The 23,092-nt window shown below is 60.8% G+C and carries 23 protein-coding genes and 1 tRNA gene; 10 read left to right on the top strand and 14 right to left on the bottom strand.

Going from position 1 to position 23,092, the window contains the following annotated elements; genetic code table 11:
- The first annotated feature begins 5 nt into the window (after window positions 1–5).
- Window positions 6–764, top strand: a complete 759-nt coding sequence (locus H559_RS0114925) for a competence/damage-inducible protein A (protein WP_028453331.1) — start codon at window positions 6–8, stop codon at window positions 762–764.
- Window positions 765–820: 56 nt separating this feature from the next.
- Here H559_RS0114925 and H559_RS0114930 read toward each other — a convergent pair.
- Together H559_RS0114930 and H559_RS0114935 are read right to left on the bottom strand one after the other, a co-directional pair.
- Window positions 821–894 (bottom strand) — tRNA-Gly (locus H559_RS0114930).
- A 151-nt stretch (window positions 895–1,045) separates the two neighbouring features.
- The gene (locus tag H559_RS0114935) at window positions 1,046–2,206 is read right to left on the bottom strand and encodes an iron-containing alcohol dehydrogenase (RefSeq protein ID WP_028453332.1); all 1,161 of its coding nucleotides are present in this window, start codon (window positions 2,204–2,206) and stop codon (window positions 1,046–1,048) included.
- A 174-nt stretch (window positions 2,207–2,380) separates the two neighbouring features.
- Between H559_RS0114935 and H559_RS0114940 the strand changes: the two genes are divergently transcribed.
- A complete protein-coding gene (locus H559_RS0114940) occupies window positions 2,381–3,328 on the top strand; it encodes a substrate-binding domain-containing protein (RefSeq protein WP_028453333.1) in 948 nt (315 codons plus the stop codon).
- 86 nt (window positions 3,329–3,414) lie between these two features.
- Here H559_RS0114940 and ssb read toward each other — a convergent pair whose 3' ends face one another.
- Entirely contained in the window at window positions 3,415–3,933 is a 519-nt protein-coding gene (ssb, locus tag H559_RS0114945; protein ID WP_028453334.1) for a single-stranded DNA-binding protein, read from the bottom strand.
- Window positions 3,934–5,316 (bottom strand): MFS transporter, encoded by a 1,383-nt coding sequence (locus tag H559_RS0114950; protein ID WP_211230953.1) that lies wholly within the window; start codon window positions 5,314–5,316, stop codon window positions 3,934–3,936. It lies immediately after the preceding gene.
- Window positions 5,317–5,561: 245 nt separating this feature from the next.
- Here H559_RS0114950 and H559_RS20685 point away from each other — a divergent pair, with 245 nt between their 5' ends.
- The 3 genes from H559_RS20685 to H559_RS23455 all read left to right on the top strand — a co-directional run bounded on the left by H559_RS20685 (window position 5,562) and on the right by H559_RS23455 (window position 8,919).
- Entirely contained in the window at window positions 5,562–6,206 is a 645-nt protein-coding gene (locus H559_RS20685; RefSeq protein ID WP_034641500.1) for a hypothetical protein, read from the top strand.
- A 273-nt stretch (window positions 6,207–6,479) separates the two neighbouring features.
- Window positions 6,480–8,546, top strand: coding sequence for a carbon starvation CstA family protein (locus tag H559_RS0114965; protein WP_028453336.1), 2,067 nt, complete (start codon window positions 6,480–6,482; stop codon window positions 8,544–8,546).
- A complete protein-coding gene (locus H559_RS23455; protein WP_028453337.1) occupies window positions 8,539–8,919 on the top strand; it encodes a YbdD/YjiX family protein in 381 nt (126 codons plus the stop codon). The genes H559_RS0114965 and H559_RS23455 overlap by 8 nt, the downstream gene beginning before the upstream one ends.
- A gap of 51 nt (window positions 8,920–8,970) precedes the next feature.
- Here H559_RS23455 and H559_RS0114975 read toward each other — a convergent pair whose 3' ends face one another.
- From H559_RS0114975 to H559_RS0115020, 10 genes are all read right to left on the bottom strand, one after another.
- Window positions 8,971–9,192: a hypothetical protein gene (locus tag H559_RS0114975; RefSeq protein ID WP_028453338.1), complete on the bottom strand. Its 222-nt coding sequence runs from the start codon at window positions 9,190–9,192 to the stop codon at window positions 8,971–8,973.
- A gap of 67 nt (window positions 9,193–9,259) precedes the next feature.
- A complete protein-coding gene (folE2, locus tag H559_RS0114980) occupies window positions 9,260–10,048 on the bottom strand; it encodes a GTP cyclohydrolase FolE2 (RefSeq protein ID WP_034641505.1) in 789 nt (262 codons plus the stop codon).
- A gap of 103 nt (window positions 10,049–10,151) precedes the next feature.
- The gene (gene fliR / locus H559_RS0114985; RefSeq protein WP_028453340.1) at window positions 10,152–10,940 is read right to left on the bottom strand and encodes a flagellar biosynthetic protein FliR; all 789 of its coding nucleotides are present in this window, start codon (window positions 10,938–10,940) and stop codon (window positions 10,152–10,154) included.
- Window positions 10,941–10,976: 36 nt separating this feature from the next.
- On the bottom strand, window positions 10,977–11,246 hold the full coding sequence (gene fliQ / locus H559_RS0114990) for a flagellar biosynthesis protein FliQ (RefSeq protein WP_028453341.1): 270 nt from the start codon (window positions 11,244–11,246) through the stop codon (window positions 10,977–10,979).
- 1 nt (window position 11,247) lies between these two features.
- Window positions 11,248–11,952 carry a flagellar type III secretion system pore protein FliP gene (gene fliP / locus H559_RS0114995; RefSeq protein ID WP_281171383.1) on the bottom strand — a complete coding sequence of 235 codons (705 nt, stop codon included), beginning with the start codon at window positions 11,950–11,952 and terminating at the stop codon, window positions 11,248–11,250.
- 28 nt (window positions 11,953–11,980) lie between these two features.
- Window positions 11,981–12,436, bottom strand: a complete 456-nt coding sequence (gene fliO, locus H559_RS0115000) for a flagellar biosynthetic protein FliO (RefSeq protein ID WP_034641508.1) — start codon at window positions 12,434–12,436, stop codon at window positions 11,981–11,983.
- 13 nt (window positions 12,437–12,449) lie between these two features.
- On the bottom strand, window positions 12,450–12,890 hold the full coding sequence (gene fliN, locus H559_RS0115005) for a flagellar motor switch protein FliN (RefSeq protein ID WP_028453344.1): 441 nt from the start codon (window positions 12,888–12,890) through the stop codon (window positions 12,450–12,452).
- On the bottom strand, window positions 12,883–13,899 hold the full coding sequence (gene fliM, locus H559_RS0115010) for a flagellar motor switch protein FliM (protein ID WP_028453345.1): 1,017 nt from the start codon (window positions 13,897–13,899) through the stop codon (window positions 12,883–12,885). Before fliM ends, fliN begins: the two co-directional genes overlap by 8 nt.
- Before the next feature lie 44 nt (window positions 13,900–13,943).
- A complete protein-coding gene (locus H559_RS20690; RefSeq protein ID WP_051279568.1) occupies window positions 13,944–14,486 on the bottom strand; it encodes a flagellar basal body-associated FliL family protein in 543 nt (180 codons plus the stop codon).
- Window positions 14,487–14,663: 177 nt separating this feature from the next.
- Complete coding sequence (locus H559_RS0115020) at window positions 14,664–15,872, bottom strand: flagellar hook-length control protein FliK (protein ID WP_028453346.1); 1,209 nt, start codon at window positions 15,870–15,872, stop codon at window positions 14,664–14,666.
- A gap of 84 nt (window positions 15,873–15,956) precedes the next feature.
- Here H559_RS0115020 and flhB point away from each other — a divergent pair, with 84 nt between their 5' ends.
- The 5 genes from flhB to H559_RS20695 all read left to right on the top strand — a co-directional run bounded on the left by flhB (window position 15,957) and on the right by H559_RS20695 (window position 22,826).
- Complete coding sequence (gene flhB, locus H559_RS0115025) at window positions 15,957–17,096, top strand: flagellar biosynthesis protein FlhB (protein ID WP_028453347.1); 1,140 nt, start codon at window positions 15,957–15,959, stop codon at window positions 17,094–17,096.
- Window positions 17,097–17,204: 108 nt separating this feature from the next.
- Window positions 17,205–19,217 (top strand): flagellar biosynthesis protein FlhA, encoded by a 2,013-nt coding sequence (gene flhA, locus H559_RS0115030; RefSeq protein ID WP_373277364.1) that lies wholly within the window; start codon window positions 17,205–17,207, stop codon window positions 19,215–19,217.
- 126 nt (window positions 19,218–19,343) lie between these two features.
- Complete coding sequence (gene flhF, locus H559_RS0115035) at window positions 19,344–20,837, top strand: flagellar biosynthesis GTPase FlhF (RefSeq protein ID WP_028453349.1); 1,494 nt, start codon at window positions 19,344–19,346, stop codon at window positions 20,835–20,837.
- Window positions 20,830–21,735, top strand: a complete 906-nt coding sequence (locus tag H559_RS0115040; protein ID WP_028453350.1) for a MinD/ParA family ATP-binding protein — start codon at window positions 20,830–20,832, stop codon at window positions 21,733–21,735. The genes flhF and H559_RS0115040 overlap by 8 nt, the downstream gene beginning before the upstream one ends.
- A complete protein-coding gene (locus H559_RS20695) occupies window positions 21,732–22,826 on the top strand; it encodes an ABC transporter permease (protein ID WP_051279570.1) in 1,095 nt (364 codons plus the stop codon). The genes H559_RS0115040 and H559_RS20695 overlap by 4 nt, the downstream gene beginning before the upstream one ends.
- The last annotated feature ends 266 nt before the right edge of the window (window positions 22,827–23,092 follow it).

A 23,092-nucleotide genomic window follows, 5' to 3' on the forward strand; every position in this document is an offset into this window, starting at 1 on the left:
CCACCATGGCCCGTTTCCAGCTTCTCATCATCGGTGATGAAATCCTCAGCGGCCGACGCAGCGACCGGCACTTCGCTGCCGCGCAGTCGCGCCTTCACCAGCACGGCCACACCATCGCCAGCGCACACTACCTGCCAGACCAGCCGCAGGAACTGATCGCCACCTTCCGCCGCACGCTGGCGGCGAACGCCAATGTCATTTCCTTCGGCGGCATCGGCGCCACGCCGGACGACCACACCAGGCAGGCGCTGGCCATGGCAGCCGACGTGCCGCTGGAGCAGCACGGGGAGGCTGCACGACTGATCCATGAGCGCTTCGGCGCGGCGGCCCTGCCCTATCGCATCCACATGGCTGACTTTCCGGCCGGCAGCAGCCTGATTCCCAACCCGGTGAACCAGGTTGCCGGCGCCTTCTTCCGCAATCACGCCCTCCTGCCAGGCTTTCCGGAAATGGCCTGGCCGATGCTGGACTGGGTGCTGGAGCAGCATTATGAAGACGGCGTGCGTGACACCGTACTGTCGCTTATCGTCCCGGATGCCCGCGAAGGCGAACTCGTCGGCCTGATGGACGAGGTGGTGCTGCGCAATCCCGGCATCGCCTTCAGCAGCCTGCCAAGCTACGGCAACGAACGCCACCCCGGCCCGCACATCGAATTCAGCGTAACAGGCAGCCCGGAAGCTGCCGCCAAGGCCATGAATGAACTGCAGGAGGGTTTAGCCAGGCTGCAGCACGTCTGGCAGACCTCGTCGCCGCCCGCCGATTGATTGCGGGCGCAACGCGCAAGAAAAAAGCCAGACCGCGAGGTCTGGCTTTTGCATTCTGGAGCGGGCGATGGGAATCGAACCCACGGCATCAGCTTGGGAAGCTGAGGTATTACCATTATACGACGCCCGCAGAGGCAGCGATTCTAACACAGGAATGCCGGGAATGCGCAAGGCCGGCATGGCAAATGCACGCGCCCTCAGCCAGATACACCTTAACCCATATCGTCATAGCCCTTATTTATCAATGGTTTTCAGCCCATACCCCGACACAATCCGGGCAACTACACTGACATCCGCACAATGGCGGCGCAGTCGGCGGCGGTGAGCTTGCCGTGCTCGCCCACCGGCTGCGGCTTGTGGCGCGGCAGATTGGCTTCGACACGGGTAGCCGCCTCTGCCGCATCGATACCTGCTTCAGCCAGCGTCACCGGCAGCCCCATGCGGACAAAGAAATCACGCGTGGCGGCAATGGCGCCGTCGATGATGGTACCGTCGCTACCGGAAAGCCCCCAGACACGTTCGCCGTACTGCCTGAGCTTGGCGGCCTTGTCCATGCGGCAATACCGCAGCAGCGCCGGCACCACAACAGAGAGTGAGCGAGCATGATCCAGCCCGTAGAGTGCGGTCAGCTCGTGGCCGATGGCGTGGCTGGACCAGTCCTGCGGCTGACCCGCGCCAATCAGGCCGAACAGCGCCTGGTTGGCGGCCCACATGTAATTGGCACGGGCATCGTAGTTGTCGGGCTCGGCCAGCGTTTGCGGGCCGACTTCGACCAGCGTCTGCAGGATGCCTTCGGCCATCCGGTCCTGCACGCGGGCATCGACCGGATAGGTGAGGTATTGCTCCAGCGTATGCACAAAGGCATCGACGACGCCGTTGCCGACCTGGCGCGGTGGCAGGCTGAAGGTGAAACAGGGGTCGAGGATGGCGAAGCGCGGAAACACATGCTCACTGCGGAAGGATTGCTTGTCCTGTGTTTCGCGGCGTGAAATCACGCCGACATGGTTGCTCTCGGCGCCGGTAGCCGGCAGCGTCAGCACCACGCCCAGCGGCACGGCACGCTGCACCGGTGTGCGGTTGCCCACCAGCAGCCAGGGATCGATGCCTTCATCGAGGCAGAGTGCGGCGGCAATCCATTTGCTGCCGTCGATCACCGAGCCGCCGCCGACGGCCAGCACCCAGTCCACCGCCTCGCGACGGCCCAGTTCGGCGGCACGCTTGAGGGTTTCGTATTCGGGATTGGGCTCGATGCCGGCAAATTCGATCACGGTGCAGTGCTCCAGTTGCGCCAGCACCGCATCCAGCACGCCATTGTTGCGGATACTGTTGCCGCCTGCTGTCAGCAGCACCTTGCTGCCGGCAGGAATCTCGCGCGCCAGCTGGCTGACCTGGCCACGGCCAAAATGGATGCGGGTCGGGGCATGGAAGGAAAAATTCAGCATGAGCATCTCCGGGCAAGAGGGCAAACAGTGACTTTAACAAATGCGCCACGCCCGGTCATTGCCGGAATATCATGGCCACCGCCTGTCAGCTTGCCGTCGCGCACCATTGCAAGGCAGCCAATACTGACAGCACATCAGTACCAGACCTCACCCGTTTACTGCCGGAGCATCACCATGAACCCCTTTCTTGTACTGGCAACACTGCTAATCGCCAGCATGGCGGGAGGCACCTTTGCCGCTGACAAGCCCAGGCCGGAACACATCGGCGTGAGCATTTCCAGCATAGCCAACCCCTACTTTGTCGCCCTGACGCGCGGCGCACAGGAGCGCGCCCGGCAACTGAACCCACAGGTAAAACTGACGGCGCGCTCGGCCGAATACGACGTCCCCCGCCAGATCGCCCAGATCAGGGAGCTGATGGGTCTCAACATCGATCTGCTGATTGTCAGCGCTTCGACGGAAGACGGGCTCGCGGCAATCTTGCAGGAAGCGCGCAAGAAAGGCATCGTGGTGATCGGCGCCGATGTGCGGGCCAAAGGCGCAAGCCAGACCGTGCTGACCGACAATCTGCAGGCTGGACAAAAAGTCTGCGACTACCTCGCCAGAGCCATCAACGGCAAAGGCACATTCCTGATCCAGAATGGCCCGCAGGTTTCTTCCGTGCTGGACCGGGTCAGCGGCTGCAAACAGGCGCTGGCGGCCTATCCGGGAATCCGGCTGCTCAGCGACAAGGAAGATGGCAAGGCATCCGTCTGGGGCGGGCATGCCTCACTGCAGGAATCGCTCAAGCACTACCCGCAGATCGATGCACTGTTCACCATCAACGACCGGCAGGCGCTCGGCAGCCTGCAGGCCCTGCGTGAAGCGGGGCAGACCCACACCCTGATCGGCTCCGTTGATGGCTCGGCGGCGGCCGTGAAGGAAATCGCTGCTGGTGGGCAAATCGTCGTTTCCGCCAGCCAGTCCCCCGAAACCATGGGACGCCGCGCAATCGAAATGGGCGTCGCCCTTCTCAAAGGCGCCAGGCCGGAAGCCGAACTCGAATTGCTCGGCACCACGCTGGTTACCCGTGACAATGCCGCAACCTTCATCGCCTGGGACGCCAGCAAGCCGGGGCACTGAGCGGCGCCGGCGCCAGAAACAACAAAGCCCTGATTGCTCAGGGCTTTTTGCCGCCGGTTACAGGCAGTAAATCGTACTGCGGTCGATCAGAACGGAATATCATCCTCGAAATCGTCAAAGCTGCGTGCCGGCTTGGCGGCAGGAGCCGGAGCAGCCTGGCGCGGCGCGGCGGCCTGCTGCGGTGCGGCCGGTGCGCTGTATTCCTGGTTGTACTCGTTGCCACCGCTGTAGCCGCCACCCTGACCGCCACCCATGCCACCGCCGTCACCACGGCCACCGAGCATCTTCATTTCATCGGCCACGATTTCGGTGGTGTAGCGGTCAGCGCCGGTCTGCTTGTCCTGCCACTTGCGCGTCTGCAGACGGCCTTCGATGTAGACCGAGCTGCCCTTCTTCAGGTACTGGCCGGCGATTTCGGCCAGACGGCCGTACATGGTGATGTTGTGCCACTCGGTCTTTTCCTGCTTCTGGCCGGTGGCCTTGTCTTTCCAGGATTCCGTCGTGGCAATCGAGAAATTGCACACCGCACCGCCCGAAGGCAGGAAGCGGGTTTCCGGGTCGCGCCCGAGGTTGCCGATCAGCAGCACTTTGTTCAACGATGCCATTCAGTTTGTCTCCGCAATAAGCTGTTCTGCCGCCGCCTCGTCCCAGCCATCCTGCAGGACCTTGAGCAAGGCAACGCGCTCGTCAATCAGTACAACGGCCTCTTTCACGCCGTCAATGGCGGAGAGTTTAGCAGAGAGCAGTGCTGCATCGCCCTGCCATTTTTCGCCGATATGGAACATTTGTGTCCGCACCGGCAGCGGTGGCCGCATACCCCAGGACACCAGCAACCATAGCCCCATCAGGAGCGCGCACAGCGCGAATACCGGCTCCGGCCTGCCGTAATGCTGGTAGAGCCAGCCCGCCAGCACCGAGCCCAGAAACATGCTGGCCGACTGGCAGGTGTTGTAAACCCCCATCGCCGTGCCCTTGGCCGCAGTCGGCGCAATCTTGGAAATCAGGCTGGGCTGCGTGGCTTCCAGAATGTTGAAGGCGATGAAATACAGGCCCAGCCACAGCACGATGGCCATCAGATTCGGCAGCCATAGCGTCATGCCCAGCTGCGCGATCAGCATCAGCGCAATCGCAAACAGGAAGACGCGCTTGAGCTGCCGCTTTTTCTCGCCATAAATGATCGCAGGCACCATCAGCACAAAGGCCACCAGCACCACCGGCAGGTACACCCACCAGTGATGCGCAACCTCCAGCCCGCCCACACTGGTCAGAACCAGCGGCATCACGGTAAACATCGCCATCTGCGCGGCATGCAACGCAAATACACCGTAATTCAGGCGCAGCAGCTGGCCATCGCGCAGCACCATCGGCAACCGGCTGCGGCTGGTTTCCGCATCCGAATGAAAACGCGTCACGGCAGGATTCGGAATGATGCGCCACACACCGATCAGACCGGCCAGCGCCAGCACGGCCGTCAGCAGGAAAATCCCCGGCAGGCCGATCCATGCGGCCAGCTTCGGCGCGGCGACTAGCGAAATCGCGAAGGTCGAGGCAATGCTGGCACCGATCATCGCCATCGCCTTGGTGCGATGCTCTTCACGCGTCAGATCGGCCAGCAAGGCGGTGATCGCCGCCGAAATCGCCCCGGCGCCCTGCACCGCCCGACCGACAATCAGCCACACGATATGCTCGGACAGCGCGCAGATCAGGCTACCGATGACGAACAGCGCCAACCCGATATAGATCACCCGCTTGCGACCGATGCGATCACTCCACATGCCGAACGGCAATTGCAGCAGCGCCTGCGTGAGGCCATATGCACCGAAGGCCAGCCCCACCAGTGCATGATTGTCCCCGCCCGGCAACTGGCCGGCATACACGGCAAACACCGGCAGAATCAGGAACATGCCCAGCATGCGCAAGGCATACAGACCGGAGAGGCCCAGCGTGGCGCGCATTTCCAGGGCAGACAGACGGGGAGCAGCAGACATTTACTTGAGAGATATTCGCAAAGACGCGATGGTAACAGCTTGCGCCATCGTCATGTCGGCAGCAAACGCACCCATAAAATACACCGACACGTATATCGCCACAGCCATTCATACTAAATGGCCATCAACAGATACCCTATATTCAACAGGCAAAGCTTAAGCCGGTGCGCCACATTGTAGGCCCCTTCACAGCACCGCCCGCCCACGCCGCCGTACACTGGCCGTTTCGTCTCCGCGAACCAGCCATGTCCAGACTGCCAGGCTCCGCCGCCCTCGCCCTGATTCTGCTGCTGGGCAGCCAGGGCACCCTCCATGCCGCCGATGCTGCAAGCGCGTTGCCCGCCGCACCCTCCGCAACAGCCGCAGGCGATCCGCCCGATGATGGCTACCCACCCGACTACCTGCGTGCCCGCGATCTGCCCAGCCATGCCCCTGCCTTTACCGACTATGCCGTGCCCGTGTATCAAGGCAAGCTGGCCGCGCCGGACGTGCGCACGCACCCGCGCTCACGGCTGTTTCGCACCATGATCCGCCAGGGCGCCAAGGCCGGGCCGAATTTTGCCGGGCATTACACCCTGGTCTTCTGGGGTTGCGGCACCAATTGCCTAGGGCTGGCAATCGTCGATGCAATAAGCGGCCAGGTGTTTCACCCGGAGAACCTGCAGGCGGTCGACAACCTCAACGTCGCGTTCGAGGACTTCGACTTTCTCCCGCCTGCGGACAGCTTCGCCATGGTGAAATACCGCCCGGACAGCCGCTTGCTGCTGGTGATCGGCGGCATCAACGAAGACGAACGCCTGCGCGGCATTTCGTATTTCGTCTGGAATGGCAAGGCGCTGCAGCGCAGCCTGTTTGTGCCCCGACCGCTCAATCTTGAGAGAGAGTCCTGAACTGAGACCTAAGCAAAACCCGACTGGGTATGTGTCGGGATTCATTTCATTCCACTCAATCTAAGTGTATACAGTTGCCAAGCAGCGCATGCACGCAAATTCACCCAATGCGGCTAGCGAACGGATCCTTATGACTTATGGCAATGTGCCCGCCACTCACCCCCGCCTGGCAACCGCTTAAATCCTCCTGCAACCGCTCACTAGCATCCCGCATCTCTTGCGGTCGGCAGCTCGCTAGCATTACCCCGTCATTAATCCCTTACGAGGTTTGCCATGAACCCGATCAAGCAATGGGGCGTGTGGCTGGTGATCGCACTGGTGGGTGCGTTCTCCTTTGCCATGCTGGCACTGTCACGCGGCGAGCATGTAAATGCCGTGTGGCTGGTGCTTGCCGCCGTGTCCTGCTACAGCATTGCCTACCGCTTCTATTCCAAATTCATCGCCGAAAAGGTGTTCGAGCTGGACGACAAGCGGCAAACGCCTGCCGTGCGGCGCAATGATGGTCTGGACTATGTTCCGACCAACAAGTGGGTGCTGTTCGGCCACCACTTCGCTGCAATTGCCGGTGCCGGCCCGCTGGTCGGGCCGATTCTGGCTGCGCAGATGGGTTTCCTGCCGGGAACGATCTGGATTCTGATCGGTGTGATGCTGGCCGGCGCGGTGCAGGATTTCCTGATCCTGTTCATCTCCAGCCGCCGCGATGGTCGCTCGCTCGGGGAAATGGCCAAGCAGGAACTCGGGCCGGTTGCCGGCGTGATCGTGATGGTGGGCGCGCTGGGCGTGATGGTGATCATCCTGTCCGCACTGGCACTGGTGGTGGTGAAGGCGCTGGCCGAAAGCCCGTGGGGCGTATTCTCGATTGCCGCGACGATTCCGATCGCGCTGTTCATGGGCATCTACATGCGCTATATCCGCCCGGGCCGCATCGGTGAAATTTCGATTATCGGTTTCGTGCTGATGATGCTCGCCATCGTCTACGGCGAAGACATCGCCGCCAGCCCGACCTGGGGGCCGTTCTTCACCATGACCGGCCCGCAGCTGACCATTGCGCTGGTGATCTACGGTTTCATCGCGTCCGTGCTGCCGGTGTGGCTGCTGCTGGCGCCGCGTGACTATCTGTCGACCTTCCTGAAGATCGGCGTGATTGCCGGTCTGGCCGTCGGCATTGTGTTTGCCGCGCCGGAAATGAAGATGCCGGCCATCACCAAGTTCATCGACGGTTCCGGCCCGGTGTTCTCGGGTTCGCTGTTCCCCTTCCTGTTCATCACCATTGCCTGCGGCGCGATTTCGGGCTTCCACGCGCTGGTGTCCTCCGGCACCACGCCGAAGCTGGTCGAGAAGGAAAGCCACATGCGCGCGATTGGCTACGGCTCGATGCTGTGCGAATCCTTCGTCGCCATCATGGCGCTGATCTGCGCATCGGTGCTTGATCCGGGTGTGTACTTCGCGATGAACTCGCCGGCCGCCGTGATCGGCAAGACCGTCGAGAGCGCCTCGCAGGTCATCAATGGCTGGGGCTTTGTGGTGACGCCGGACATGCTCAGCCAGATGGCCAAGGACGTCGGCGAGCATTCCATCCTGTCGCGTGCCGGTGGCGCACCGACCTTTGCGGTGGGCATGTCGCACATCATCAGCGACATCTTCAACAGCAAGGCGATGATGGGCTTCTGGTATCACTTCGCCATCCTGTTCGAAGCACTGTTCATCCTCACTGCGGTCGATGCTGGCACGCGTGCCTGCCGCTTCATGGTGCAGGACACCGTTGGCGTGGTGATCCCGGGCGTGGCCAAGAGCCACTCCTGGACCGGCAACCTGATCGGCACCGCTGTGGCGGTCTCTGGCTGGGGCTTCTTTGTGTACCAGGGCGTCACGGATCCGCTGGGCGGCATCAACACGCTGTGGCCGCTGTTCGGCATCGGCAACCAGATGCTCGCCGCGATGGCGCTGCTCCTGGGTACCGTGGTGCTGTTCAAGATGAAGAAGGAGCGCTATGCCTGGGTAACGCTGCTGCCGACCGCCTGGCTGTTCATCACGTCGATGACGGCCGGCTGGCAGAAGATTTTCCATGAAAACCCGAAGATCGGCTTCCTCGCACAGGCCAAACGCTTCAGCAATGCCATCACTGACGGCACGCTGCTGGCACCGGCAAAGAGCATCGCTGACATGGAACGCATTGTGTTCAACAACCAGATCAACGCGGTGCTGTGCGGTTTCTTCATGCTGGTGGCATTTACCATGCTGATCGCCACCATCATTCACATCCGGAAGGCGCTGGCCCACGCCCATCCAACCGTGAATGAAATCGGTGCCGATGCCGTTGCCGAGGGTAGCCGTGCTTGACCTGAGCTTCCTGCTCCCGGAGTCCACCCGCAGCACGCGGGTGGCTCCGGCCAGCGACGAGGCACTGCAGGATGCGTATGACCGCTACGTGGCCGAGCAGCGGGTAACGAACCCCTACGGTGTACTGATGTCGCCAGACGACTTCCGGCGCTACAGTCTGGGCTCCGACTGGTTCAGCGATCTGAAAGACACAGCGAAAAAGGTCGTGCAGACCTGCCGCCTGATGGTGGGCATCCACGATTACGAGTACTACGTTGATCACATGCGCAGCCAGCACCCGAGCGCCACACCATTCACGCGCGAGGAGTTTTACCGCTACTGCCTGGACGCGCGCTTCCCTGGCGCGGGCAATGTCAACAAGTGCCCCTGCTGAGTATTGCTAGCCTGCCCAGAACAAAACGCCACCTTTCGGTGGCGTTTTGTCTTATTCCGCAGAGGATGTCTTATCCGGCGACTCGGCGGCGACTTCCTCCGCCTTGCGCGCACGCACGATCTGGCCGCGGCGCTTGATCCAGAACAGCAGCCAGGCTGGCAGAACGCCCAGCAGCACAAATACCAGCAGGGCATAGACCACGCCCTTGTCGACCACGAGCGCGGCGCTGAACATCAGGATGACGTAGAGGTAGGCAATCAGCAGGATATACACGAAATACTCGACAAGGTATCAGCCTGCAGCCATTTATATAAAATGGCTACAGACATATACCCAATGATCAGGCGCGCTTGTCGCACTCGATCAGTGCGTAGGCGGAATGGTTGTGGATCGACTCGAAGTTTTCCGCCTCGACCACGTAGGCGCTGATGCGGGCCTCGGCATTCACCTGGGCGGCCACGTCGCGCACCATGTCCTCGACGAACTTCGGATTATCGTAGGCGCGCTCGGTCACGAACTTTTCGTCCGGACGCTTCAAGAGGCCGTACAGCTCGCACGAGGCCTGCTTTTCCACCAGCTCGACAATTTCCTCGATCCAGATATGGTCGGCCAGCGTGGCGGTGACGGTGACGTGGCTGCGCTGGTTATGCGCGCCATACTCGGAAATCTTCTTCGAACACGGACAGAGGCTGGCCACCGGCACCAGTACCTTCAGACGCTGCTCGAACACGCCATTCTTCAGCTCGCCAATCAGCGTGACATCGTAGTCAAGCAGGCTCTGCACACCGGATACCGGGGCGGACTTGTTGATGAAGAAGGGAAAACGCATTTCCAGATAGCCCGATTCGGCCTCAAGTCGCTCGCACATCTGGCGCAGGATGGTCTCGAACGACTCGACTGAGATTTCGCGGTCGTGGCTGTTGAGGATTTCCACGAAGCGACTCATGTGCGTGCCCTTGAAATGCTGCGGCAGGAACACGTACATGTCGAAAACAGCGACCGTATGCTGCACGCCGTCGCTGCGATCGGCGACCCGGATCGGGTGCCGGATGGATTTGATGCCCACCTTGTTGATCGCGATATTGCGGGTATCCGGGGTGCTTTGTACGTCGGCAATCGCCACAGTCATGGCTGAAACTCCAGTCGAAATCAGGGGCTGATTATACCCGACGGGCGATACCCGAGTAAACCAGTCGGGAATTAGGCGCACCTATGGCAGCAGTAGCTACCCGCTATCGCCCGCCCCAAGCCTTCACCAGCAACAGGCTCATACGGGTGAATTCACCCAGCATGTGATCCATGAAGGGCGCCAGATACGGCAGGGACAGGTACATCGCCACCAGACCGATGCCGAGCGTCAGTGGAAAGCCGACTGCAAATACATTGAGCTGCGGCGCGGCACGCGTCATCACGCCAATGGCCAGATTGGTAATCAGCAGCGCCGCCAGTACCGGCAGCGACAGCATCACACCAGTGCGGAAAATAGTAGAGGCGTAGTTCGTGAGTACCTGCAACGCCTGCACGCCGTGCGAATCCCCCGGCGGCAGGGTGACAAAGCTTTCCATCAGCGCACGCAGCACCACAAGATGGCCATCGAGCGAGAGGAAAATCAGCAGCGTCATCAGGCTGTAGAACTGGGCGAGTACCGGTGTATTGGTCGAGTGCAGCGGATCATAGAGCGTGGCAAAACCCAACCCCATCTGCAGGCCGACGAGGTGGCCGGCCAGCTCGATACCGGTAAAGATCAGCCGCATCAGATAACCGAGCGACAGGCCGATCAGCAATTCGCGCACGGCCAGCAGTATGCCCTGCGGCGATACCAGCGGCACGGTCATCGGCACCGTGGCAAGCTGGCTGGCCACCAGCACCGAGAGCAGGATGGTGAAGGACACGCGCACGCGCATGGAAATGACGCGCATGGAAAAGACTGGATCGGTGAGGAACACCCCGAAAATGCGCAGGAATGGCAGCCAGAAAAGGCTCAGCCAGGCATTCATCTGGGCATCGGTAAATTCAAACATGCCGCTGTACCCGTTGTTCAGGATGCAGGGTAGGCATCAGCCGATCAGCTGCGGAATGCTCTGGTAGAGCCGAATGGTGTAATCCATGATGGTTTCAATCATCCATGGCCCGGCCAGCACCAGCACCAGAAAGGCGATCAGCAGCTTCGGAATGAAAGAAAGCGTGGCTTCGTTGATCTGGGTGGCGGCCTGGAAAATGCTGACGATGAGACCGGTGACCAGCATGGCCAGCAGCACCGGCCCGCCCAGCAGGACCACCACTTCCAGCGCACGCTGGACAATCGTGACGACGGCTTCCGGAGTCATTCTAACCGCTCAGGTAAAAGCTCTGCACCAGCGAGCCCATGAGCAGCGTCCAGCCATCGACGAGCACAAAGAGCATCAGCTTGAAGGGCAGCGAAATGATCATGGGCGACACCATCATCATACCCATGCCCATCAGCACGCTGGCGACGACCAGATCGATGATCAGGAAGGGAATGATGATCAGGAAGCCGATCTGGAACGCGGTTTTCAGCTCGCTGGTCACAAAGGCCGGCACCAGCACCTTGAGGCTGACATCTTCCGGCCCCTGCGGCTGCGCCGTGCCGGAGACTTCAAGAAAGAAAGCCAGATCCTTCTGCCGCGTCTGCTTGAGCATGAACTCCTTCAGCGGCACGCTCCCCTTGGCCAGTGCTTCATTGAAGGTCAGCTTCTGCTCAGAATACGGCTGGTAAGCCTCGACATACATCTTGTCGAACACCGGTCCCATCACGAAAAAGGTCAGGAACAGCGACAGACCGACGATCACCTGGTTGGGTGGCGACTGCATGGTACCCAGCGCCTGGCGCAACAGCGACAGCACAATAATGATGCGCGTGAAGGCGGTCATCATCAGCAGCACCGCCGGCAGGAAGCTCAGCGCCGTGAGGAACAGCAGCGTCTGGATGGGGAGCGAATACGCAGTACCGCCGGCATTCGGCGCGGCATTCATCAAGGGTATGCCGGGGTCTGCCGCCATTGCCAAGGGCATCAGCAGCATACCTGCCGCAAGTAGCCATTTACTGCGCACGTTCCACCTCGCTGCCATTGGCCAGCTTGCGCCTTGCCATTGCCTGCTGCAGCCATTGGGCAAACGGCGGCAGAGGCGCCGCCGCAGGCGAATCGGCATGATCAGGGCGCGGCAGCGTATGCAGCAAATTGACCTGCTCGCCCGTTACGCCGAGCACAAGCCAGGTTTCGCCCAGCTCGACGATCACCACGCGCTCGCGCGTGCCAACCATCACGCCGGAAACGACGCGGAGCTGGCCATTGGCTGCGCGCGGCAACAGGGAAAAACGCCGCATCAGCCAGGCGCCAACGACAATGAGACCAAGGACAATGACAAGGGCAAGTGCCACCTGCAGCATGGCGGCAAAGGACGAGCCGCCGCCAGCGGCAAGCTGCAAGGGGGCCGATGCTGCCGACCAGGCAGGCATGGCGAATAGCGATGGCAGAAGCCCTGCTTTCAGGCGCATGATGAACGTGTGCCTACTTGTGGAGGCGGCGGATGCGCTCTGCCGGGGTGATGATGTCGGTGAGCCTGATACCGAATTTTTCGTTGACGACCACCACTTCACCCTGTGCAATCAGACAGCCATTGACCAGCACATCCATCGGCTCGCCGGCCAGGCCATCGAGCTCGACAACCGAACCCTGCGCCAGTTGCAGCAGGCTGCGGATGGCAATTTTGGTGCGCCCGAGTTCGACCGTGAGCGACACCGGAATATCGAGAATCATGTCGATATTGCTCGGAGCACCGGCAAGATTGGGCTTGCTGTCGAAACTCTGGAAAATGTCTGCCGGCTGCGGTGTAGCGGCATTCGCAGTGGCGGAGGCGCTGTCGGCGACTTCCTGTTCGGCAAGCGCGGCCGCCCAGTCGTCCATCACGGAGTCGGCGTCGTCCTGCCCGCTGCCATTTTCTTCAGCCATTATTCTCTCCCTGGCCAAGCTCTTCCGAGCCCCCCAGCAATTCGCTGGAGCTCAGCAGCTTGTTTACTTTCAGTGCATATTGGCCGTTGAGAATACCATATTTGCATTCGAGAACCGGAACGCCGTCGACTTCGGCAATGATGGCTTCAGGGATATCCAGCGAAATCACATCGCCGGTTTTGAGCTCCAGAATGTCGCCAAGCGTAATGCTGGTCGAACCCAGATTCGCGACCAGATCGACCTCCGCTTGCTGGATCTGCTTTTTCAGCAGCGAAAGCCAGCGGTTGTCCGCCTCGATGCGGTCGGCCTGCATGGTGCTGTAAAGCGTATCGCGGATCGGCTCGATCATCGAATACGGGAAGCAGACGTGGAAATCACCGCCGCCGGCACCCAGCTCGATCTTGAAGGTGTAGGCGACCACCACTTCGGTAGGGGTGGCAATGTTTGCAAACTGGGTGTTCATTTCGGAGCGCACATAGGCAAACTCGCACTCGAACACCGGCTTCCAAGCCTTCTGATATTCCTCGAACACCACTTCCAGCAGGCGCTGGATGATGCGCTGCTCGGTCGGCGTGAAGTCACGGCCTTCCACGCGGACGTGATAGCGCCCGTCGGAACCGAACAGATTATCCACAACGAGAAACACGAAATCCGGATCAAAAATGAACAGGCCAGTGCCGCGCAGCGGCTTCATGTGGATCAGGTTCAGGTTGGTGGGAACCACCAGATTGCGGATGAATTCGCTGTACTTCTGCACGCGCACGGGGCCGACGGAAATTTCGGCATTGCGACGCATGAAATTGAATAGCGCAATGCGCAGATTGCGGGCAAAACGCTCGTTGATGATTTCGAGCGTCGGCATCCGGCCACGAACGATGCGTTCCTGGCGGCCAATATCATAGTCGCGGACAGCCGAGGTGTCGATGACTTCATCGCCATCGTCCTCTTCGCCGGTCACACCACGCAGTAGCGCGTCGACCTCTTCCTGGGAAAGGATATCGTCTGCCATGACTCTTGACTAAGTGAAAGCCTCTGGTAAATCGCTAGATCGGATCATTGATAGAAATATTTAGTGAAATTCACGCTGAGGACACCCTCGTCCTTGCCTTCGGCTCCGAGAATTTCGTTGATCCTTTCGCGGATTTCGCGAGCCAGATCTTCCTGCCCCTTGGATGTGCGCACCTCTTCCAGAGTCTTGCTGCCAATGAGCTTGATGACCGCGCCCTGAATCTTGGGCTGAAAGTTTTTCAGTTTTTCCTTTTGCTGTTCGTCAGCGAGTTCGACAAAAATTTCGACCTGCAACACAGAATCAGCCTCACCCGTCAGATTGACGGTAAACGGGTCAGCCTGCAGCTTCTCGTAGATGGGCGGGTGCTCCTCCTTGGCGTCCTTCTTTTTTTCTTTCTTTTTTTCTTCGCCATGGCCGCCCTGTGCCTCGGCGACCGCTTCATCGGCACCGCCATCAGCCGGCTTGGCCAGGATGTACGCCAGCAGGCCGCCAACAGCAAGCACAGCCAGAAGCAGCACAATCACGATGATCAGCAGAAGCTTGCTTTTTTTGGAGGGAGGAGCGGCATCAGCCTTGGCGTCGGACATAAGTTCACCCACAATTTGGCGCCGGAACGGCAATAGAATCCGGTTTGCGTACCCGGACGCAAACGAGCCGCACCAGCAAATCCTGATACGGCTCGTTGTTTATAAAACAAAAGCGCTCTTGAAACAAGCAGTAAGCTGCGTTAGCTCAGGTAATCCCTAAGAATGGACGCGGCCAACTCAGACGTAGAGACTGACCCCACCCCTGGCAACAGGGAGGCGCACCGACAGACCTTCCGACACATTCGCCATTACAGCATCTTGACCGGCAAAGGCATAGGATGCCGCCGCACGTGCCGTACCCTGTTCATTTGGATAGGATTGTTGCTGGGCAGCCTGCTGTTGCTGATGGTGCTGTTGCTGCAGACTGTCGCTGGCAACCTTCACATCAACCAGCTGGATTCCCTGGTCTGCAAGCAGGGCGGTGAGCTTTGGCGTAGCTGCAGCAAGCGCTTCGCGAACGGCGGCATGCTGCGACGTAAATACAACACTTGCCTGTTCGTTACCAAGATTCAGGCGCACCTCCATCGGACCCAGATGCGGTGGATTGAGTTGCATGTCGATCTGCTGCTCCCCGCGTCCCAGCATCAGCCCGACGCGCTGGGCAACCGCATCTCCCCAGCGCCCGGAACCAACTGGCTCGGACACGCGAGGCACTTCATGAGCAGGTGCAGCGGTTGCAGCAGCATGACCTGCCCCCTTCGCAGCCATCTCGCCCAAACCGGCAAAACCGGAGGCCGCAGGCACGACATCAGCCCCTTCTTCCGCCGGCAGCGGCAACTCGAAGGTCGCCGCGGCGGCAATAGTTGCCGCCCTGCCCCCCGCATCCGGTACAACACCAGCTTGGGCAGTTGGCACCGGAGTTGCTGCAAGGGACCGCCCTCCGGGTAAAGGCTTGTCTGCCTTGTCCGCACCAAGAGCCAGCATGCCATCAAGGCCACCATCCAAAACAGGCGATTGGGGTACGCCTCCTGCTGGTGCAACCTCCTCAGCAGGTACTACCGCAGCCTGCTGCAACTGAATCATGGCAGCCAGCATCCCGCTCGAACCATTTTCAGCTTGCGTCCCTCCAGCCTGTGCAGTATCGACCGTCACGTCACTACGAACTTCAGCCAGCACCGGCTGGGCCTGTGCAGCAAGCAGCGCCAGAACAGCAGCATTCGTATCGGCAAGCGAGGAGCTCTGTTCGGCCCCATCGTCCAGCTCATCATCAGCACTTTCCGAGCGCCCGGGCTTACTTTCGGGACGCTGCCTGGCAACTTGCTCGGCCAATGCCTTGCCGAAATTGCCAGCAGCATTGTCAGGCCGCTCGGAGCGCGACGGAGCCGGCTCATCAGCAGCGGGCCGGACGGCCACAATCTGGGGCGAAGAACCAAGGGGCATGGACATGGAACACCTCGAAAGTACGTTACGCCCCATATAAAGCAAGTATGATGCCAAGCAACAGGCTCACATGACGGCATCAGGTAAGGCATGGCTGAAGACTCCGATCTCGAACGCACCGAAGAACCCTCGGCGCGAAGACTAGAAGAGGCCAGAAACAAGGGGCAGATTCCCCGTTCGCACGAACTCACCACCTTTGCCACACTGATGGCCGGCCTGCTGATGCTCTTCATGCAGGGGCCTGCGCTCTACCAAACCCTCGCGACCATCACCCGCAAAGCGTTCACATTCAATCGGACTCAACTGAACGACACCCAGATCATGCTCGAACTGTTTGTGAGCATGCTGCAGACCTCCCTGCTCGCACTCATTCCGGTGCTCACCGCCACGGCTCTGGCTGCCATTCTGGCTCCAATGATGATAGGCGGCTGGCTATTCACATTCGAGTCGCTAGCCTTCAACTTCGGCCGCATGAACCCAGTGAGCGGCATAGGCCGAATGCTGTCGGTTCGCAGTGTGGTCGAGATGATCAAGACCATTCTCAAATCCGCACTGATCGGTGGCGTCGCCACCTTCGTACTCTGGAAAGAAAAGGACCAGTTCATCGCACTGGTCAGCATGCCTCCCGATACTGGCTTTCTCTATTTATGGGAAATGATCCGCTTTACGCTATTGAGTGTCGTGGGTGCCATGGCTGCCATTGTCCTGATCGACGTTCCTTTCCAGCTCTGGGATTACTACAAGGGGCTGCGCATGACCAAGGAAGAGGTCCGGCAGGAATCCAAGGAATCCGAAGGGGACCCTCAGGTCAAGGGGCGCATCCGCCAGTTGCAGCGCGAAGCAGCCCGCAAGCGAATGATGGCCGAAATCCCGAAGGCCGATGTCATCGTCACCAACCCGACCCACTATGCCGTCGCACTGCGCTACACCGAAAACATGCGGGCTCCGCAAGTTGTAGCAAAGGGGGCCTTTCTGCTGGCCGAGCGGATAATCGAACTGGGGCGTGAACACAAGGTCGCGGTGGTTCGCACCCCGCCTTTTGCACGGGCGCTCTATCATCATGCCGAACTCGGCTCAGAGATTCCGGCGTCGTTGTATACTGCGGCAGCCGAAGTACTGGCCTACATCTATCAGCTGCGCCTGTATCACCGCTATGGCGGTACCGAACCGCAGTTGAACGATACCCTGCCAGTCCCCAGCGAGCTGGATCCGGAATCCGGCAACGGCTGAATCATGCCGGCATAAACGCGCAAAACACTGAAATACAGATCAAGCATCGTGGGCAAATTCAATCTCAGCCGGCTTGCCGGCCCCGTACTGATCCTGATGGTACTCGGCATGATGGTTCTGCCGCTGCCACCGCTCGTGCTCGATTTCTTCTTCACGTTCAATATCGCGCTTTCCGTCATCGTTCTGATGGTGAGCCTGTATACCCGCCAGCCACTTGAGTTTTCGAGCTTCCCGACCGTACTACTGATCACCACCCTGCTGCGGCTGTCGCTCAACGTGGCATCAACCAAGCTGGTCCTGACCGAAGGCCACACCGGCGGCGACGCGGCTGGCAAGGTCATCGAAGCCTTCGGCCACGTTCTGATCGGCGACAACATCACGGTCGGGATCATTGCATTCGTGATTCTCACTATTATCAACTTCATGGTAATCACCAAGGGCGCCGGCCGGATCGCCGAAGTCAGCGCCCGTTTCGCCCTCGATGCCATGCCAGGCAAACAGATGGCCATCGATGCCGACCTGAATGCCGGCCTGATCGGCGAAGAAGAAGCCCGCCGCCGCCGCACCGAAATCGCCCAGGAATCGGACTTTTTCGGCTCGATGGATGGTGCGTCGAAATTCGTGCGAGGCGATGCCATCGCCGGCATCCTGATCATGGTCATCAATCTGGTCGGCGGACTGATCATCGGCATGATGCAGCACGACCTCGGCTTTGCCGAAGCCGGCAAGACCTACTCCATGCTCACAATTGGTGACGGCCTCGTTGCCCAGATTCCCGGTCTGATCATCTCGGTTGCAGCCGGTATTGTCGTCTCGCGCGTCGGCACCGAGCAGGACATGTCCGAGCAGATTCTTGGCCAGATGTTTGCCCGCCCGCAGGTGCTCTACATTACCGCTTCGGTACTCGGCATTCTGGGGCTGATTCCCGGTATGCCGCACTTCGCCTTCCTGCTGATGGCCGCCATCGCCGCAGGCCTTGCCTGGTGGCTGGAACAACGCGAGCTGCGACCCGCAGCCTCAGCCGGTCAGGCCGGTGCACCAGGGGCAGCAGAAGGTGCAGCACCACCGGAAGCTGCACCGCTACAGGAAGTCAGCTGGGCCGATGTACAACCGGTCGACCTGCTGGGACTGGAAGTCGGCTACCGGCTGATCCCCCTCGTCGACCGCAATCAGGATGGAGAACTCCTGCGCCGCATCCGCGGCATCCGGAAAAAGCTCGCGCAGGATCTGGGCTTCCTGATGCCGGCAGTCCATATCCGCGACAATCTTGAACTGAAACCGAATCAGTACCGCATTCAGCTCAAGGGTGTCGACATCGGCCAGGGTGACGCCTACGCCGGCCAGTGGCTGGCCATCAACCCCGGCAATGCCAGCGGCAAACTCAATGGCACGCAGACCCAGGACCCGACCTTCGGCCTGCCCGCCACCTGGATTGAGGGCAGCCAGCGCGATCAGGCGCAGGCCATGGGCTATACCGTTGTCGATGCCTCGACCGTGGTAGGCACGCACATCTCAAACATCCTGCAGAATCACGCCGCCGAGCTGCTCGGGCGCGAGGAAGTACAGGCCCTGCTTGACCACTTCGCCAAGGAATCTCCCAAGCTGGTCGAAGATCTGGTACCCAAGATCGTCCCCATTGGCACGCTGCAGAAAGTGCTGCAAAACCTGCTGGAAGAAGGCCTGCACATCCGCGACCTGCGCAGCATCCTGGAAACACTCGGCGAGCACCTGCCCAAGATGCAGGATATCGACGAACTCACCGCCGTCGTGCGCGTGGCGCTCGGGCGTGCCATCGTTCACCAGCTCTTCCCGGGTGAAGATGAGCTGCAAGTGGTCGCACTCGAGCCGCAACTCGAGAACATCCTGCTCTCGGCCGCCTCGGGGCGCAGTCAGGGCGGGCTGGAACCCGGTCTGGCCGAGCGCCTGCTAAAGCAGGCCTCCAGCGTTACCGAGCAGGTGGAAAACCAGGGTATCAATCCGGTTCTGATCACCCCAGCCCAGCTGCGCCCCATGCTGAGCCGTTTCCTGCGGCGAGCCGTTCCCGGCTTGCGCGTCATTGCCCACACCGAAATTCCGGACACCAAAACCATCCGTATCGTGGCTTTACTGGGGGCTGGCTGATCGTTTCAGCAACATTAAGTGCTAATATCTGCGCCGCCCCTGTCGCCAGACTGGGCAGGCATGGCAGAATTGGGAAGCCTTGCCGAACCTCCCGAACCAAACGGAACACGCTGCGACACTGACAACATGGTGGTAAAAAAATTTTTCGGAGCAAGCACTCGGGACGCACTGCGCCAAGTTCGGGATGAACTTGGCCCGGATGCGCTCATCCTGTCGAACAGGCAGGTGGCCGGTGGCGGCATCGAAATCATGGCGGTTGCCGACGCCGATGTGGCCGCGCTGACCAGCATCCAGACCGTAAGCGCCAGCCCGAAACCCGCCACGCGGGCCGCCCAGAATGGTGCGCGCCTCATGCAGAATGCGCAGGCCGAGGCGCCGATTGCCCGCGCCCTGGCGCGCTCTTACGCCATTGCCGATGAAGACGACGAGCCAACACTCGACGATCTGCCACCTGAAACGCCGTCGGTACTGCGCAGCAACCGCAACCGCCCCGTCATCGACCGGAACGATTACACCGCTGTAGCCAGTGCACCGCAACAACGCCCCGTCCAGCGCCAGCCCGAACCGGCCCCGTCTCACATACCCCCACCCCGTTTCACCTTCGAAGAACCCGAATCGAAACGGCCACAGAACAATACCCATGTCGCCAGCCAGGAAGCGGTCAGTGATATCGCCCGTGAAGTCCGCATGCTGCGTGGACTGCTGGAAAGCCAGCTGGCCGGCATGGCCTGGGGAGAGCTTGCCAAGCATGCGCCGGAAAAACTGGAAGTCTTGCGCCAGCTGCTGGGTGCAGGTTTCTGCCCGGCGCTCTCGCGCCAACTGATCGACAAGCTGCCGGCAGGCCAGTCGATCGAGCAAAGCCTGAAATGGGTCAAAGCCGCACTCGCGCACAACCTCAGCAGCGTCAGCTCGACGGACGACCTGGTTCAGCGCGGCGGCATCTATGCCCTGATCGGGCCAACCGGCGTGGGCAAAACCACCACCGTTGCCAAGCTGGCCGCGCGCTGCGCGCTGACACACGGACCGCAATCCGTTGCACTGCTCACCACCGACAGTTACCGGATCGGCGCGCACGATCAGCTGCGCATTTACGGCCGCATCCTCAGCGTGCCGGTACATGAAATCAAGGATGAAACCGACCTGCAACTGACTCTGGGCGAACTTTCGCAGCGCCACCTGATCCTGATCGACACCGTCGGCATGGGCCAACGCGACCTGCGCATCAGCGAACAGCTCGCGCTGTTCAACCAGGACAATGTCGGCACGCTCCTGCTGCTGTCAGCCAACGCACAATCGGCCACACTGGACGACGTGGCACGCCGCTACAAGAACCGACAACTGGTCGGCAGCATCCTGACCAAGCTCGATGAAACCATGAATCTGGGTGGCTGCCTCGACGTCGCCATCCGCCATCGCCTGCCGCTGCATTTCGTCACCAACGGCCAACGCGTGCCGGAAGACCTGCACCGCCCGAACACCGATTACCTGATCGACCGTGCGTTCCGCAACCAGCAGGATAATGGCGTTTACCAGCTGCACAATGACGAGTACCCGCTCTACATGGGTGCGCAGGATACGCCCGGCGACTTCTCGCTGAAATGGAGTGGCGGCAATGGCTAGGCGCCAGGTCGATCAGGCTGCGGGCTTGCGGCAGCTGGTCACCCCGTCGCCCGTTCGCAGTATCAGCATCACCGGCAGCCTGGGCTCGGCCGGCTCCACCACCACCGTGATCAATCTGGCTGCGGCACTGGTCGAGCGCCAGCGCGAAGTACTGGTACTCGACGAATTTGGCGGTAATCACAACATCAGCCAACGCCTGCGCATGCCGGCGCGATTCCATCTCGAGCACGTCCTGCAGCGCCAGATCGAGCTGACCACCCTGCTGCAGCTCACCCCTGAGGGATTCGGCCTGCTGCCGATTGCAGCCCCTCCGGCGGCGCTCGCCTGCCTGAATGACGGTGAACAGCGCTGGCTGGCCGCCGAATTCGAGCAACTGGCCTGCCATGCCGACTACCTGCTGCTCGACACCCGCCCGTCGACCAGCCACGGCATCACCAGCCTGTCGATGGCTGCCGATGACGTCGTGATCGTCCTGAACAACCGGGCCGATTCGCTCACCGATAGCTACGCCAGCATCAAACTGCTGGCAACCGAACACGGCCGGCGCGATTTCCGCATTCTGGTCAACCGGGTGGAGACGCTGGCCGAAGCCACCGCGCTGTTCCAGCGCCTGAAAACCGTTGCACTGCAATATCTGGATGACAGCCTGACACTGCGCCTGATCGGCTTTGTCCCCGAAGATGACTGCATCGCCCAGGCCAACCGCATGGGCTGCAGCGTCATCAGCGCCTTCCCCGACAGCGAAGGCAGCGTCGCCTTCCGCCAGCTGGCAGACAGCATGCTGCGCTGGGCACCTCCGGCTTCTCCGGCGATTTCACCTGCCGGCTTTGTTTATCATCTGATTGAATCCAGCCGGCAGCGCTTCGACCACTATGACAGCACGGCGAGCCAGGCATGAATGACCACGCAAGCACTCCGGTCACCACCCTGCATCAGGACGGCGAAGGCTGGCAGCTTCGCGGCCCGCTGCAGCTCACCACCATCGAAACGCTGTGGCCACAACTGCGTGCACAGCTGAAGTCTGGCGACATCCTTGATCTGGCCGGCCTCACCCACTGCGATGGTGCAGGCACGGCATTGCTGTTCGATCTCTCGCGGCGCGGAATCACACTGCAGGGCCTGGGCGAGGAAAATGCCCGCCAGCTCGCCGCCCTGCAACCGGACAAAGCGCTGCCCGTCATGCACACGGCGCGCAAGGCCGGCCCGATCAGCCAGCTCGGCCATCAGGTCGCACTGCTGATCGGACAATGGCGCAACCAGGTTTCCTTTATCGGCGGCCTGCTGCTGGCACTGAAAAACAGCGCGCCGCAGGCGCGCACGCTGCGCAGCTCCGAAATCTGGCGGCTGTGCAATGACTGCGGCACCAATGCCCTGCCGATCATGGCGCTGATTTCGCTGCTGCTGGGTGTCATTCTCGCCTTCCAGTCGGCACTGCCGATGCGGCAGTTCGGCGCCGAAGTATTTGTCGCCAACCTGTTGGGGCTGTCGCTGATCCGCGAACTCAGCCCGCTGATGATGGCCATCGTGCTGGCCGGTCGTACCGGCGCGGCCTACACTGCCGAACTCGGCACCATGAAGGTCAACGAGGAAATCAATGCTCTGCTGACCTTCGGCATCGACCCGCTGCGTTTTCTGGTCTTGCCGCGCCTGATTGCCTGCACGCTCATGGCACCGCTGCTGACCATCTTTGCCGAGCTGATCGGACTGACCGGCGGAGCGCTGGTGATGAAGGGCTTCGGCATCCCCTTCGGCACCTTCATGGGCCAGATTTCAGGGGCTGTCGATCTCGGCGATTTCGCCAGCGGCATGCTGAAAGCCGGGGTCTACGGCCTGGAAATTGCCGGCATCGGCTGCCTGTTCGGCCTGTCGGCCGGCAATGGCGCCAGCGCCGTCGGCAATGCGACAACCCGTGCCGTGGTCTACATGCTGGTCACGCTGGTCGTCACCGACGGCATCTTTGCTTTCATCTACTACCTGATGGGGTGGTAAGAACCTGTTCATGATCATTTCACGCCAGCGCCGCCCCGTAAAACGGTCAGGCACACGGCGTACGACACAGCCAATAACGCGTTATTGGCAAGGAGTGCAACACAGTGAATGACCGTTTTACGGGCCGGCCCTTCGGGTTCGTGGCATTGCCGGCAAATCACCGCGTTACGAGCCGCTGGTGGTACTTGCACCACGGCGCGTCCCGTGCCTTGTCCTTTGCCGGCACGGCCATGAACGCTGGCGCGAAAAGATCATGAACAGGTTCT

This window comes from Chitinilyticum aquatile DSM 21506 (genome assembly GCF_000430805.1).
Taxonomy (GTDB): domain Bacteria; phylum Pseudomonadota; class Gammaproteobacteria; order Burkholderiales; family Chitinibacteraceae; genus Chitinilyticum; species Chitinilyticum aquatile.